The sequence below is a fragment of the Streptomyces sp. NPDC057424 genome (assembly GCF_042803315.1).
Classification (GTDB): Bacteria; Actinomycetota; Actinomycetes; order Streptomycetales; family Streptomycetaceae; genus Streptomyces.
This window is the reverse complement of sequence record NZ_JBHVCP010000031.1, coordinates 56,393-70,643: the sequence shown is the minus strand read 5'-3', so window position 1 is coordinate 70,643 and position 14,251 is coordinate 56,393. Positions and strand designations below refer to the sequence as shown.

The 14,251-nt window shown below is 70.9% G+C and carries 11 protein-coding genes; 5 read left to right on the top strand and 6 right to left on the bottom strand.

The window, feature by feature from the left end; genetic code table 11:
- Positions 1-99 precede the first annotated feature (99 nt).
- Both ACFU3E_RS23660 and ACFU3E_RS23655 read right to left on the bottom strand, forming a co-directional pair.
- Positions 100-1,209: a sensor histidine kinase gene (locus tag ACFU3E_RS23660; protein ID WP_384161551.1), complete on the bottom strand. Its 1,110-nt coding sequence runs from the start codon at positions 1,207-1,209 to the stop codon at positions 100-102.
- Positions 1,206-1,865 (bottom strand): response regulator, encoded by a 660-nt coding sequence (locus tag ACFU3E_RS23655; RefSeq protein WP_384161606.1) that lies wholly within the window; start codon positions 1,863-1,865, stop codon positions 1,206-1,208. Before ACFU3E_RS23655 ends, ACFU3E_RS23660 begins: the two co-directional genes overlap by 4 nt.
- A 407-nt stretch (positions 1,866-2,272) precedes the next feature.
- Between ACFU3E_RS23655 and ACFU3E_RS23650 the strand changes: the two genes are divergently transcribed.
- From ACFU3E_RS23650 to ACFU3E_RS23640, 3 genes are read left to right on the top strand one after another with little or no spacing between them, the layout of a single operon-like run.
- A complete protein-coding gene (locus tag ACFU3E_RS23650; RefSeq protein WP_384161548.1) occupies positions 2,273-3,619 on the top strand; it encodes a flavin-containing monooxygenase in 1,347 nt (448 codons plus the stop codon).
- Positions 3,616-4,494: an SDR family NAD(P)-dependent oxidoreductase gene (locus tag ACFU3E_RS23645; RefSeq protein WP_384161545.1), complete on the top strand. Its 879-nt coding sequence runs from the start codon at positions 3,616-3,618 to the stop codon at positions 4,492-4,494. The genes ACFU3E_RS23650 and ACFU3E_RS23645 overlap by 4 nt, the downstream gene beginning before the upstream one ends.
- The gene (locus ACFU3E_RS23640; RefSeq protein WP_384161542.1) at positions 4,491-5,927 is read left to right on the top strand and encodes an aldehyde dehydrogenase family protein; all 1,437 of its coding nucleotides are present in this window, start codon (positions 4,491-4,493) and stop codon (positions 5,925-5,927) included. The genes ACFU3E_RS23645 and ACFU3E_RS23640 overlap by 4 nt, the downstream gene beginning before the upstream one ends.
- A 40-nt stretch (positions 5,928-5,967) precedes the next feature.
- Here the strand turns inward: ACFU3E_RS23640 and ACFU3E_RS23635 are convergent, their stop codons facing one another.
- The gene (locus tag ACFU3E_RS23635) at positions 5,968-7,029 is read right to left on the bottom strand and encodes an AraC family transcriptional regulator (protein ID WP_384161539.1); all 1,062 of its coding nucleotides are present in this window, start codon (positions 7,027-7,029) and stop codon (positions 5,968-5,970) included.
- Positions 7,030-7,731: 702 nt separating this feature from the next.
- Between ACFU3E_RS23635 and ACFU3E_RS23630 the strand changes: the two genes are divergently transcribed.
- The gene (locus ACFU3E_RS23630; protein ID WP_384161536.1) at positions 7,732-7,875 is read left to right on the top strand and encodes a hypothetical protein; all 144 of its coding nucleotides are present in this window, start codon (positions 7,732-7,734) and stop codon (positions 7,873-7,875) included.
- Positions 7,876-7,981: 106 nt separating this feature from the next.
- Here ACFU3E_RS23630 and ACFU3E_RS23625 read toward each other — a convergent pair whose 3' ends face one another.
- From ACFU3E_RS23625 to ACFU3E_RS23615, 3 genes are all read right to left on the bottom strand, one after another.
- A complete protein-coding gene (locus tag ACFU3E_RS23625; protein ID WP_384161603.1) occupies positions 7,982-8,719 on the bottom strand; it encodes a transposase in 738 nt (245 codons plus the stop codon).
- A 612-nt stretch (positions 8,720-9,331) separates the two neighbouring features.
- A complete protein-coding gene (locus ACFU3E_RS23620; RefSeq protein ID WP_384161533.1) occupies positions 9,332-10,624 on the bottom strand; it encodes a DUF418 domain-containing protein in 1,293 nt (430 codons plus the stop codon).
- A 135-nt stretch (positions 10,625-10,759) separates the two neighbouring features.
- A complete protein-coding gene (locus ACFU3E_RS23615) occupies positions 10,760-11,287 on the bottom strand; it encodes a hypothetical protein (RefSeq protein ID WP_384161530.1) in 528 nt (175 codons plus the stop codon).
- A 472-nt stretch (positions 11,288-11,759) separates the two neighbouring features.
- Between ACFU3E_RS23615 and ACFU3E_RS23610 the strand changes: the two genes are divergently transcribed.
- Positions 11,760-14,228 (top strand): glycoside hydrolase family 2 TIM barrel-domain containing protein, encoded by a 2,469-nt coding sequence (locus ACFU3E_RS23610; protein WP_384161527.1) that lies wholly within the window; start codon positions 11,760-11,762, stop codon positions 14,226-14,228.
- Positions 14,229-14,251: the final 23 nt, after the last annotated feature.

Sequence of the window (14,251 nt, the reverse complement as noted above, 5' to 3'; positions counted from 1 at the left end):
ACTGCCCGTGCCACCACGGCATTTTGAATCGCGGCCGCCTGGGACGCTTCGTCAAGCTCCCGTCAAGCGGCAAGCCGACGGAACAGCATGAGGGGTCGGTCAGTCCGCGCTGAGGGGAATCCGCAGAAGCACCCGGTAGCCGCCTTCCGTGGTCGAGCCGGTCTCCAGGGTGCCGTGCAGGATGTCGGCCCGTTCTCGCAGGCCGACCAAACCGTGCTGTGATCCGGGGAGGGACAGGGAGGGACGCGTGGGCGGGGTGTTGGTGACGGTCACGCCGACGTGGTCGCCGTCCTGCCACAGCTCGACGCGGGCGGTCGCGCCGGGGGCGTGCTTGCGGACGTTGGTCAGCGCTTCCTGGACCGTGCGGTAGAGGGCCCGTTGGGCGGGTGTGCCCACGGCGTGCGGCAGTTCACCGGACAACTCCACGTGAGTGCCGCTGGATTCCACCAGCTTGTGCAGGTCGGCCAGGGTGGGCTGAGGCGTCAGCTCGGTGGTGTGGCCGCCGGAGGCGCGCAGAAGCGTGACCATGGTGCGCAGCTCGTCGAGCGTGGTGACGCTCAGCGAACGGATCGTACGGGCGGCCTCTTTGGCGTCCGCGTCCTTGGCGGCGACCTGCAGGGCTCCGGCCTGGACGGCGATCAGGCTGACCTGGTGGGAGACCACGTCGTGCATCTCACGGGCCAGCTGGGCGCGTTCGCGGGCGAGCACGGCCTGCGCGTGCAGAGCCCGCTCGTGCTCCCTGGCCTCCCCGATCTCGGCCAGCCGCCGCGCCAAGTCCCGTTGTGCCTGGAGAAGCTGGCCGAAGAGGACCGGGGCCGCGGCGGTCGCCAGGCCGTACACGAAGAAGACCAGTGTCATGGTCCGGTCGACCTCGGCCAGGGGCCACGGAGTACTGCTCGCGACGGCGGACAGGGCGACGCACACCGCGAGGAGACGGCGGTTGCGGGAGCGTTCGGCCAGCGTGAACAGCGCCACGAGCACAGCGACGGCGACATCCTGCATCAGCGCGATGGGCAGGGTGAGCAGAAACACGCCGAGCGGGAACCTGCGCCGGAACGCCAACGCGGCGCAGCCGAGCGCGGCCAGCGCGACGCCGAGGCGCGTGTGGTCCCACATGTTCAGCCATACGTCCACGGCCGCCACCGCCACCAGGACGATGTCGACGACCGGCGCGGGCACCCGCTGCCACCCGGCACGTGCACGGCTCATCGGTCGGCCGCCGATCGCGGGTGCTCGTCGAGCAGTCCTGCCCGCTGCGCCAGCAGCGCGGCCTGCACCCGGCTGGTCACCCGCAGCTTGGTGAGGATCGCGCTGACGTGGTCCTTGACTGTGCCGGCACCGAGGTGGATGCGCGCCCCGATGTCGGCGTTCGACAGCCCCTCCGCCACCAGGACGAGGACGTCGCGCTCACGGGCGGTGAGCAGCCGGACGCGGGCCGCCTCCTCGTCGACGGCGGCCTCGGTGCCGGGGTGGCTGTGCAGCAGGGTCCGCGACGCCTTGGGGGACAGCACCACACCGCCCGCGGCCAGGGTGCGCACCAGGTGGGCCAGCTGCTCCGGCTCGGTGTCCTTGAGCAGGAAACCGGCCGCGCCGCAGTGCAGCGCGGTCAGGATGTACTCGTCGGCGTCGAACGTCGTCAGCATCGCCACCACCGGAGCGTCCGGCATCGTCCGCAGCTCGCGCAGGACGGTGAGCCCGTCGACGTCCGGCATCCGGATGTCCAGCAGCACCACGTCGGGCCGCTCCCGCCGGACGCTCTCCACGGCGTCGCCCCCGCTCGCGGTCGCCACGACCTCGATGTCCTCGGACGCGCCCAGAATGAGCCCCAAGCCTGAGCGCACCAGAGCCTCGTCGTCCACCACCACTACCCGGATCACGCGCGCTCCGCCTCACCTTCGCCCCTACCGCCCGGCCCATGCCGCCTCGACCCTAAAGCCCCGGAGCGTCCCTGCAGCGTCTCGGATGGCAGCTCCAGCCGCACGGCGGGGCAGCACCCCCCGGCCGGCAGGGACACCGCGGCCTCCAGCCGGATAGTCCATGATCGGCCCGGTCTCCAGCCTGAGCGGTACAACACATCGCCCCAGCCCCCACCACCGGGCGCCGAACGCCGGAGACCGGGCTGCCCTGCCGTCAGGCCGTCGCCAAGGTCGTCACGTCGAGGCCTGTCTCTGGCCGCTGCGGTCCCCTTTGTGGCCGCGCAGGTCAGTTCCGGCCGGTCAACCGGTGCATAGGTTCCTCACAACACGTGAGACATCGGGGAAGGAGCGCGCTGGTGAGTGAGAATCAGTACGACACCTGTGTGATCGGTGCGGGACCCGCAGGGCTGGCGGTCGCGAGGGCGCTGGCCGAGCGGGACCTGCCGTACACGCACATCGAGCGCCACACCGGCCCGGGCGGGCTGTGGGACATCGACAACCCGGGCAGCCCGATGTACGAGTCGGCCCACTTCATCTCCAGCAAGACGCTCTCCGGCTTCGGCGGCTGTCCTATGCCGGACCACTTCGCCGACTACCCCCCGCACCGGCAGATCCTGTCCTACCTGACGTCGTTCGCCGAGGCGTACGGACTCCGGGACCGGATCGAGTTCGGCACCGAGGTCCGCAGCGTAGAGAAGAATCCGGACGGCACCTGGACGGTGACCCGGGCCGACGGCCGGGCCGGGACACACCGGCAGGTCGTCGTGTGTACGGGGTCGCAGTGGCACCCCAACGTCCCCGACCTGCCCGGCGAGTTCACCGGCGAGATCCGGCACACGGTCACCTACCGAAGCAGCGCCGAACTGCGGGGGAAGCGGGTACTGGTGGTGGGCGCGGGGAACTCCGGGCTGGACATCGCCTGCGACGCGGCGCGGTCCGCCGACCACGCGGCGATCAGCATGCGCCGTGGTTACTGGTTCATCCCCAAGCACCTGTTCGGCCGGCCCGTGGACACCATCGCCGCCGGTGGCCCCCACCTGCCGATGTGGCTCCAGCAGGGGCTGTTCGGCGGCCTGCTGCGACTCATCAACGGCGACCCGCGCAGACTCGGTCTGCAAAAGCCCGACCACAAGCTGTTCGAGACCCACCCGGCCATCAACTCGCTGCTGATCCACCACCTCCAGCACGGAGACATCACGGCCAGACCCGGCATCGCGCGCACCGAGGGCCGGACCGTCCACTTCACCGACGGCACCAGCGACGACTTCGACCTGATCCTGCTGGCCACGGGATACGTCCACAAAGTCCCCGTCGCGCAGAAGTACTTCGGCGACGAACAGCACCCCGACCTCTACCTGTCCTCCTTCTCCCGCGAGCACGAGGGCCTGTTCGGAGTCGGCTTCGTGGAGACCAACTCCGGGGCCTACCAGCTCTTCGACAGCCAGGCCCAGTTGATCGCCTCCTTCATCCGGGACGCGCGGGCCGGGCTGCCGACGGCCGAGCGGTTCGCCCGCATGATCCGCAGCGACCGGCCGGACCTGTCCGGCGGGCTGAAGTTCGTCGACTCGCCGCGCCACACCGGCTACGTCCACAGCGAAGCCATCGTGAAGTACCTCGGCAAGGTCGCCGAAGGGATGGGCTGGCGTACCGTGGGACTGCCGCCTCGGGCGACGTCCGTGCGACAGGAGGCGGTGGCGCCATGACGTACGACTTCCGTGACCAGGTCATCCTGGTGACAGGCGGCGCCGGAGGCATCGGCAGCGCCCTGTGTCACCGTTTCGCGGCAGGCGGCGCCCGCCTTGTCGCGGTCGACATCGACGAGGTGCGGGCCGGGCGGACCGCCGCCGGTCTGCCCGGGAGCGGGCATGCCGGCCTGGGCTGCGACCTACTGGACCGCGCCGCGGTGGAGCAGATGCTCGACGGTGTCGCGGCCACCCACGGCCGTATCGACGTCCTGGTGAACAACGTGGGCATGACCAGCTCCGAACGGTTCGACGTGCGCAGCGTCGAGAGCATCGAGCGGGAGATCGAGCTCAACCTGGTCTCCCCGCTGGTCACCACCCGGCTCGCCATCCCGCTGCTGCGGAACTCCGGCGATCCCCGGGTGATCACGACCGTGTCCCTCGGCGGGATCTTCCCGCTGGGCGAGACCCCCCTCTACACCGCCTCCAAGTTCGGGCTGCGGGGCGCGATGCTCGCCATCGGGCTGGACCTGCGGGACAAGGGCATCAAGGCCGGTTCGGTGCTGCCGTCGGCGACCGACACGCGGATGCTCCGCCAGGAGGCCGTCGAGGGCGGGAACTCCATGCAGTTCCAGGACGCGCCGCAGCAGCCGTCCGATGTCGTCAGGGCGGTCGTGAGCCTGCTGGACAAGCCCCGCCTGGAATCCTACGTCAGGCGCGGCGAGTCCCGGCTGGTGCGGTGCGCGATGCTGGCGCCGAATCTGCTGCCCCGGCTCTTCCCGCTGTTCCGCAAGCGCGGCGAGCGGGGCATGGCCCGCTATCTGGAGGACCTGCGCCGCAGGGGACTGGCCCGCCAGGTCGGCGGCGGCCGGTGGGAACTGGTGGAGGAAGCATGAGCGGGACGGACATCACGGATACGGAGATCGAGGAGACGCTCGACGTCGTCAATCCCGCGGCGGGTGAGCTGATCACGACCGTGCCGGCGGCGAGCGCGCAGGACGTCGAGCTGGCCGCAGAGCGGGCGCACAAGGTCTTCGTGAGCGGCGTCTGGGCCGGCCGGTCCCCGCGGGAGCGGGCCGCTGTCCTGCTGCGCCTGGCCGACCTCATGGAGTCCCACGCCGGGTTCCTGGCCCGGCTGGACTGCGAGGACGCGGGCAAGCCGATCACGGAGTGCCGTACGGGCGACGTGCCCGGGGCGATCGAGTCGGTGCGCTGGTTCGCGGAGGCGGCCGACAAGGTCTTCGGCCGCGTCGCCCCTACCGGTCACGAGAGCCTGGGCCTGGTGAGCCGGGAACCGGTCGGGGTGGCCGCCGCGATCCTGCCCTGGAACTACCCGCTGGCCATGGCCGCCTGGAAGGTCGGGCCCGCGCTCGCCGCGGGCAACTCCCTGCTGCTCAAGCCCGCCGAGGCCACCCCGCGCTCCACCCTGCACCTGGCCGCTCTGGCGGCCGAGGCCGGCCTGCCGGACGGCGTGCTCACCGTGCTGCCCGGCCACGGCACCGTCACCGGTACGGCGCTCGCCCGCAACCCGCTGGTGCGCGCACTGTCGTTCACCGGATCCACCGCCACCGGACGCCGCATCCTGGCCGACGCGGCGGAGACCAACTTCAAGCGGGTCTCCTTGGAGATGGGCGGCAAGAGCCCCCAGGTCCTGATGGCCGACGCGCTCGAGTACGGCGACGACCTCATCGACAACATGATCGAGGCCGCGTTCCTGACCATGGGGCAGAACTGCACCGCCGGCTCCCGCGTCCTGGTCCACCACAGCATCGCCGAGGAGGTGCTGGACAGGTTCACCGCCGCCGCGAAGTGCCTCACCATCGGGCATCCCGCCGACGCTCGCACCCAGGTGGGGCCGCTCATCAGCCGTGCCGCCTTCGACCGGGTCGCTGCGGCGGTGGACGCGGCCCGCACCGCCGGAGCCCACATCCACACCGGTGGGCTGCCGCACGGTCTGCCGCCGCGCGGTGCCTACTACCCGCCCACCGTTATCAGCCGGGTGCCGGAGGACTGCGACGTCCTCACCAATGAACTGTTCGGCCCTGTCGTCACCGTCCAGACCTTCACCTCGGAGGACGAGGCAGTGCGGTTGGCGAACGCCACCGAGTACGGGCTCGCCGCCTCGGTGTGGACCCGCGACCTCGACGCCGCGCTCCGGCTCGCGCGGGGCATCGAAGCCGGCGTGGTCTCCGTCAACGCCTACAGCGAAGGCGACATCACCACCCCTTTCGGGGGGTGGAAGCAGTCGGGGTTCGGTGGCGCGGAGAAGTCCACCGATGCCTTCGCGCAGTGGACCAGAGAGAAGACCGTCTGGATCCGCACGCGTTGACGGGGTGGCCTGGTGGCCCGGTGATGTGTGGGCACTCGCCCTACTGTTCCGTGGCCTCCTCGCGCAGCCGGGCCGGGGTCACCCCGTGCCAGCGGTGCACCGCCCGCCGCAGTGCCCGTCCGTCGGAGAAACCCGCCTGCCGGGCGATGTCCCGCAGGGTCAGCTCGGGTCGGCGCAGCAGCTGCTCGACCCGCTCGCGGCGCACTCCGTCGACGACCGCCTCGTACGTCGTGCCGCACTCTGCCAGCCGACGGCGCAGCGTGCGCTCGCTGGAGGCATGCCGTCGGGCCTGCTCGACGAAGGACGGCACGTCGGGCAGGCTCTGCGCGATGGAGATCTCCAGCACCTCCAGCAGGTCCTGCTGATCGCGCCTCGACGCCGCCTGCTCCTCCAGGAGCTCCACGACGGTGGTGTAGGTGACCCGGTCGCGGCCCGGCATCGGCCGCCCGGCCCAAACCGTGGGGAACACCAAGCGGTTCGCCGCGCCGCCGAACCGTACCGGGCAGCGGAACAACTCGGTGAACGGCCCGGCGTCGCGTGGGGCCGAGAAAGCGAACTCGACGCTGTGCGGGGCGAATTCCTCGCCCGAACTCAACCGCGTGAGGGCGACGACGCTGGCGAACGCCTCCTCGGCCAGGAAGACCGCGACCGCCGGATCAAGGGCGGGATCGGGCAGTTCGGCCCGCAGTACGTAGCCGGCTCCCTCCTGCCCCGCCGACCAGACCACCATCGCCCCGGACAGGTTCTGGAAGCGCACACCCGTCTCGATGGCCTCCCGCAGCGTGTCGGCGGCCATCTGGGCGAACCCCAGGAGACCCCAGGAGGTCAGGTGCTGCGCGGCACCCACCCGCAGCCCCAGGTGAGCGTCACCGGTGAGCTCCAGCGCACGCCGGATAACGGCACTGCCCTGGCGGTAGGAGACCCGCAGCGCCGCCGAGCGCATCATCGCCTCGTCCAGCCCGACCCGGCTCAGCTCGGGCCGGAGATCAACTCCGTACCCGTCGGTGACCGGGGTGAGGTAACGCAGGATGTTCGGCGGGATGGTCGCCGACGTGCTGCGGCTGGTCCCCGGTGACTGCGCCGGGGCGAGGCTGTCGGGCATGGAGATCCTAGTGGCCGGGCGTTGCTCGCTGCGCACAGAGTAGAAGGGTTCTCTCCCGATCTCGCTCGGACAGAGGGACTCGTGCTCATGAGCCTCGCCAGGCACTCGTCCGGGAGCAGGAACGGCAGCCTGCTTCTCGGTCATTCCGGCTGTCGTCGCATTGGTCGGTGCCGTGCCGGCCCAAGGGCCGACCGAACCATGTGCCGACGGTGGAGCCCGGCGTGAGCGGCTGGACCAGCCAATCCCGGCGAGGGCAGCGGCGCGGTGCTCTCCTGTCGGACAACGATCCGCTCCCGGTGCCGGCCGAGGTCGGTGACGGCCGTATGCGGGCGCATGCTCAGGCAGTGCAGGGCCCGCCGCGCTGTCTTCGCGCCGGCCGTCGGCGTCCGAAGGCACGCGGCACCGCGACATGGGGACCAGCATCGTCCTGCCGGCGCTCCGGGTCACCATCCCGCGCCGGTGATAGCCCGCCGACCGCCCCGCGTGGTCCGGCAGTTGCGTCGACCAGCCCACGCAGGGCCGCACCTGCGTGTGAGGGATGCACTGCTCTCGCTCCACCCGTCGCACCTCGTCGGCTCGGATCAGGAACCGCGCGGGAGGGGCATTGCGGGCGGAGTACGTGGGGGAGTGGAGTGGCCCAGTTCTCCCCTGGCACGAGGCTGTTCACCGAGCGCGCCGCCGAGTACCGCGCCAGGATGGTCCGTGTTCGAGCGGCTGATCCCTCGGCCACCATCGGACCGCGCGCTGGCCCGCACCGGGGCGCGGTCCGTGGTCGTGCCGCCGGGCCTGCCCGAGAACGTCGTCCCCGACGAGCCCTGGTTCCGGCTGGAAGACTCCCGCCGGTGACGGTCGGCGGGTTCGACGGGGCGGGACGCTTTGGGTCACCGCCGCCGCACTGCCGCCATCACCGGGTCCATGGCCCTCGACCACGGACCCGGCCAGGGCGCAGAGTTCAGACCCAGTGCTGTCCTGCTGAATGGCTGTCTCGTTCAGCGGCTTCAGGAGACGGTGAACATCTGGTGGTCGGCGCCGTCGAACGGGCGTTGCTCCAACTGGTCGCCCTGGGCGCTGCCCGCAGTGAGGTAGAGACCGCTGTGGCGGTTGAGGAGCCGGATACGGCCGTTGCCCGCGTCTTCCGCCGGCCACTCGTCGTCGGCGTTCGCGTTGGCTTCGTACGGGTACTGGATGCCTTCGAGCCCGCGCCGAGCATTGCCCGCCCGGACATGCCGAACAGGTCCGAGAAGACGCCGGACAGTTTGATCCGTGCATCCTGGACAGCCTTGTCGACGCGGTGCTTGTGGCGGGTGCGTTCCTGGACGAATACGGTGCGGATGCGGATACGGATGAAACCCCGCAGCTGCCGGACGGACTTGGGCGGGACGAACGAGGCCCGGACCATGCCGCGTTCGGCGAGCTTGGCCACCCGGGCCGCATCCAGCTTGTCGGTCTTCGGGCGCCCTGGGACGTTCTTCAGGTCCCGCGCGTTGACGAGCCAGCAGCCCAGGCCGCGAGCCTCTAGCAGGTAGAAGAACGGGCGCCAGTACGATCCCGTCGCTTCCATGACGACCCTCTCGACGCCCTGGCAGACCAGCCGGTCGGCGAGCTCGAGGATCGCGTTGGTGGTCGAGGCGACGTTCCAGACTGCTGGGTCCGCCGGCCGTCGATGGTGTCGTGCGGGACGCGCAGGCAGACCATCCCGGATGCCTTGGCGATGTCGATCGCCGCGACCCGCGCGACCGTCCCGTCGTCGTGGTCTTCTCTCAACTCCTCCATGAGGTGCCCCCTTGGCCGTGTCACTTCCCGCGGATGTCCCGCGAGTTCGGGAGTCACCTGCCGCTCGTCTGCATGATCAATGTCGATGAGAAGTGATGTCACTCGGCCTTCAGGCGGGGCGGAAGAACTGCCGGCAGCCGGCCGAACAGGCCGGCCTGGCCCGGCCGGGGCCAATGCAGCGGCTGCTGCGCTACGTCCGCTGACACGCTGACGCCGTCCGTGACGGTCTCCCCGGCGTCGCCCGGTGCTGCGCTGTGAGCTCCACACCAACCCGGGTGTGTCCGTCGTGCTCTCAGCGGCGCCGGTGGCAGTCTTGTCCTGACCCGCCCAGCCCTTGCCCCGGGCCGCGCTGGCCCAGGCCCACGCATGTCTCGCCAGTTGCCCACACCCGTGCCCATGGACGGCCGGTGGGCGGCGGGCGGGGCTGGAATCGGTCGGCCAGGAGCACAGCCGAAGCCCGCAAGGGGTTCCCCCTTGCGGGCAGGGCGGGCCGGGATGGGGCGGGAAGCCGAGCCACCCCGACCGGACCTCACCGGATGTACTTGGCGGGCTTGGTGGCGGTGTTGAGCAGATGTTCCAGGGGGCCGCGGCGGAAGAAGCGGGACCAGATCGCGGCGAACACGATCGCCACCAGGATGTACGTGAGCACGGGCACCCAGGACTTCGTGGTGCCGGCGCCGGAAGCGGGCCACGCGGACTGTGCGAGGAAGTGGCCGACGTAGGCGGTCAGGGACATGGTGCCCACGGCGATGACCGGTTTCGCCAGGCGGCGCAGGCGCGGCAGGCGGTCCATCGCCACCGTCGCGCCCACGATCACGAGGATCGCGACACCGACGCAGCCGATGGTGTCGAAGGTGGTGCCGGTGTGCGACACGGCACCCAGCAGGTCCGAGGCCGACAGCTCGGGTCCGCCGGGCCCGCCGGGTCCGCCGGACCCGCTGCCCATGGACCCGGGCCCGGAGCCGCTGCCCATGGACCCCGGCCCGGGGCCGCTGGACGGCCCTCCGCCTCCCCCGAAGCTCAACACCGCGTCCTTGCCCGTCAGCAGCATGGCCAGGCCGTAGGCGCCCACGGTGAGGCCGGCACCGAGCGCGGCCAGGCGCCGCCGGACGGCGGCGGCGGACAGGTCGAGGCGGGCCAGCGCCATGCCGGTGATCACGAACGCCATCCACGTGATGGTCGGGTAGAGGCCCGTGAGCAGCAGATCGAGTACTCCCACGGTGCTGAGCCGTTCCAGCGGGTCGTAGGCGTTGATGCTCTGCTGGACGGAGTCGCTCAGCCACATTTTCAGGACGAACGCCAGCTGCGGCGTGAAGAGCGCGATCCCCGCCGCGATGATCGCCAGCGTCCTGGCGCTCAGTCGCACCAGGAGCAGGGCGAGGAGGAAGTAGACGCCGTAGTAGGCGAGGATGACGATGTCCCCGTACTCCATCGCCAGCACGGTGCCCAGCGCCAGCAGGATCACGGCGCGGATCGCGATGCGGGCCTTCGCCTGCCGGCCCGCCAGTCCGGTCTTCGGCTCACGGCGGCCGGCGATCAGCATCAGCGAGAACCCGGCGAGGGTGGCGAACAGGGCCGACGAGCGCCCCTCGGCCAGGAAGTACACCCAGCTGCCGACGCTGTCCGTGGCTGACTCCATCGGGGCGATGTGCACGATGTACATGCCGAACACCGCCAGCGCGCGGGCCAGATCCAACCCGACCAGGCGTCCCATCGAGGGGCCGCCCGAGACCTGCCCGGCGGAATCGGACGAGGTTCTTGGCCCTGGGGGCGAGTGCTCCTGCGGAGCCGATGTCTCCTGCGGCGGCTTTATCTGTGTCATACGCAGAATCCTTCGGTGCCGTCAGGAGGCGGACCATCCGGCAGGCTTCGGTAACACCCCCGCCGACCGGCCGGGACCACCCCGCCGACCGGCGGAACAGCGCCGCGTCGGCCGGCCCCCGGGCAGCCAACTGCCTTATTTGATGACGGCGTTGGCCACCACGACCGCAAGCCCGAGCAACGCGTCCACTGTGCCGATCTTCAAGGCGGAGCCCCACGTGCGACCGGCAGCGCGGGCAGCGAGCAGGCCCCAGGAGAACAGCAGCACCACGTTCACGGCGAAGGCCACGTACTCGATGCCCGCCGAGGGCCACCACCCCCAGGCCGCACCGAGCAGCAGGAGCAGTGTCGGCGCCGTCGCCACCACCAACGGCCACTCGGACAGCAACAGCCGCACCGTGGCGCGCCCGCCGTGATGGGTCCGGTCGCTGCGCAGGGCGATCAGATGTGCGTAACCGTGCGCCAAGGCCGATGCGACGGCCGTGACCAGGAGCCACTGGGCGCTGCTGAACCGGTCGGCGGGTGCCGTCTCACCCTGTTCCGTCAAGGCGGCCACCATGGAGCTGGCCAGGACCGCCCCGTACACGCCCCCGAACAGCACATGGGGCCGCGCCGCACAGCGGCGCAGAGCACGGACAGGCTGACGCAGGTACAAGCGGGGCATGGCTGGGTGATCCTCGAACGGTACGGATATCGACTGTGGTCCGCAGACTCGGGCGGGCCCACGGACCGATCCCACCGCACGAGAACCGCCGACACCATCCGCCGAGCCTCGCCCACCCGCCCGCCGACAGGCCGGAGTGCTCCCCCCGAGCGGCTGGAACCGGCCTGCCGGGCGGCGGGTGTGCAACAGCGGCCCCACCGTCGCGCGCCGTGCCGGACGTACTGTCGACAGCAGGCGATCACCGTACGAGAACGTGGACGCCCCGCTGCGGGGTGTACGGGCCGCCGAGGCCGAGACGGCCGACGGAACGGACGCTACCCGCGCACCGAGCGCCTGTATCTGTCCGGCGAGGACGCCGACAACCCGGTCGACTGGGACTTCCTGTGCACCAGCGGGCGACGCAGCGGCAGTTGGGGCGGCATCCCGGTTCCGTCCAACTGGGATTCCACGGATACGGCACCTACAACTACGGGTGGAATCTGCGCCCGGAGGAGAAAGGCCGTGGATCAACGGCGAGTCGGCCGGGCCCGTCCACCGCGGCGGCTTCTACCGGTTCCGGCACGAGGTGACCGGAAAGCTGCGTCCGGGGCAGGACGACCTCCTGGAGGTGACCGTCAGCAAGGAGCCCACCCACGACTCCGTCAACCGGGCCGAACGCCTCGGGGACTACTGGAACTTCGGCGGCATCTACCGCCCCGTCCATCTCGAGGCGTTCCCGCTCCAGCACATCGAACGCATCGCCGTCGACGCCTGCGCCGACGGCACGCTGCGGATCGGCGCCCATCTGTCGGGTACCGGTTACGCCGACCGTCTCGTGGCCCGGGTCACCGGCCTCTCCGGGCGCCCGGTCGGCGCCCCGTTCACGGCGTCCGTCGCTCCCGGCGACACGACGGTGACCCTCAGGACCGTTGTGGACTCCCCCCGGCAGTGGACGGCGCAGACCCCGCACCTCTACCGCGTCGACATCGCGCTCTGCGCCGGCGACGGCCGTACCGTCCACCGCGTCGAGGAGAGATTCGGCTTCCGCACCGTCGAGGTGCGCCCCGGCGACGGCGTGTACGGCAACGGCGTCAAGCTCCTCCTCAAAGCCGCCAACCGGCACACCTTCTGGCCCACGTCCGGCCGGGCGACCAGCGCGCGCATCAGCCGCAAGGACATCCTCCTGATGCAGGAGATGAACATGAACGCGGTCCGGATGTCCCACTACCCGCCGGACACGCACTTCCTCGACCTCGCCGACGAACTCGGGCTGTACGTGCTCGACGAACTGGCCGGCTGGCAGAAGTCCTACGCCGAGGAGGCGGGCAGGCCCCTCGTCGCCTCGATGGTCACCCGTGACGTCAACCACCCGTCGATCCTGTTCTGGTGCAACGGCAACGAAGGCGGCTGGAACACCGCCCTCGACGCCGACTACGCCCGCCACGACCCCCAGCGGCGCACCGTGCTCCACCCCTGGGCGAACTTCGGCGGCATCAACACTGACCACTACGAGACATATGACAGCACGCGCCGCATCCTCCAGGAACAGGGCGACGTCTTCATGCCCACCGAGTTCCTCCACGGCCTGTACGACGGCGGCGCCGGCGCGGGGCTCGACGGCTACTGGAAGCTGATGGGCCATGAACGTCTCTCCGCCGGCGGTTTCCTGTGGTCACTGGTCGACGAGGGCATCGTGCGCGACGACCTCGGCGGCACCATCGATGTGGCGGGCAACGCCGCACCCGACGGCATCCTCGGCCCCTTCCGCGAGAAGGAGGCCAGCTTCTACACGATCAAGGACATCTGGCCCCCCGTACAACTCGCCGAACCAGAACGGTTCACCTCCGGCCTGCCGGACGACTTCCACGGGCGGATCGGGCCTCACCAACCACTACGCCTTCACCAACACCAGCACCTGCCGTTTCACTTGGCGGCTCCTGGACTTCCGTACCTGTCGCAACGGCGGGACGGCCACACGGTGCGCGCCCAGGGCACCGCCTCCGCTCCGGACATCGAGCCCGGAGTGCGAGGTGCGCTGCGCCTGCCCCTGCCGTCCGGCTGGCGACGCGCCGACGCCCTGGCGCTCACCGTCACCGTCACCGATGCCGACGGCCGCGAGATCCGCGGCTGGACATGGACCATCGCGTCCGCCGCCGACCAGGCCCTACGGCTGGTACGGACGGGCCCGGGACCAGCCGTACGCGGCTCGCTCGCGGACAGCACGCTCACCCTCGCATCCCGCCACACCACGGTCACGCTCGACGCCACGACGGGCATGCCGGCCGGCGTCACCCACCGAGGGAGGGACTTCGCGCTGTCTCGCGGCCCGCTGCCCACCACCGGAACACCCGACCCAGCCCGCCTGACGCACGGGCCCGACGGCAGCGGCTACACGGTGCAGACCGAGTACTCCGGCGTCCTGCGCCACGTCCGGTGGCATCTGCACCCCAGCGGCTGGCTGCAGTTGGACTATCGCTACCACCTCACCGGCGAGTACGACTTCTTCGGCGTCGGCTTCGACCATCCCGAATCACAGGTGACCGGCGTGACATGGCTCGGCCACGGACCCCACAGAGTGTGGAAGAACCGGCTGCGCGGCGTCGCGACGGACGTCTGGACGAAGCAGCACAACGACACCGCGACCGGTGCCGGCGGCTGGGTGTACCCGGAGTTCAAGGGCTACCACGCGGACGTCCGCTGGGCGTCCCTGCACACCACCGCCGGACGCATCACCATGGTCTCCGAGGACGAGAACCTCCACCTTCGCCTCTTCACCCCCCGGTTCGGACCCGACCCCCGCCACACCGCGCCGCCCTTCCCGAAGGGAGACCTGTCGTTCCTCGACGCCATCCCGGCCATCGGCACCAAGTTCGACGCACCGTCCGCGCTCGGCCCCGGCGGCGGCCCCACCACGGCGACAGGCGACTACGGTCGAACCCTGCACTTCTCGTTCTCCCAGTAGCGCTTCGCCCCCCTCGCCGACGC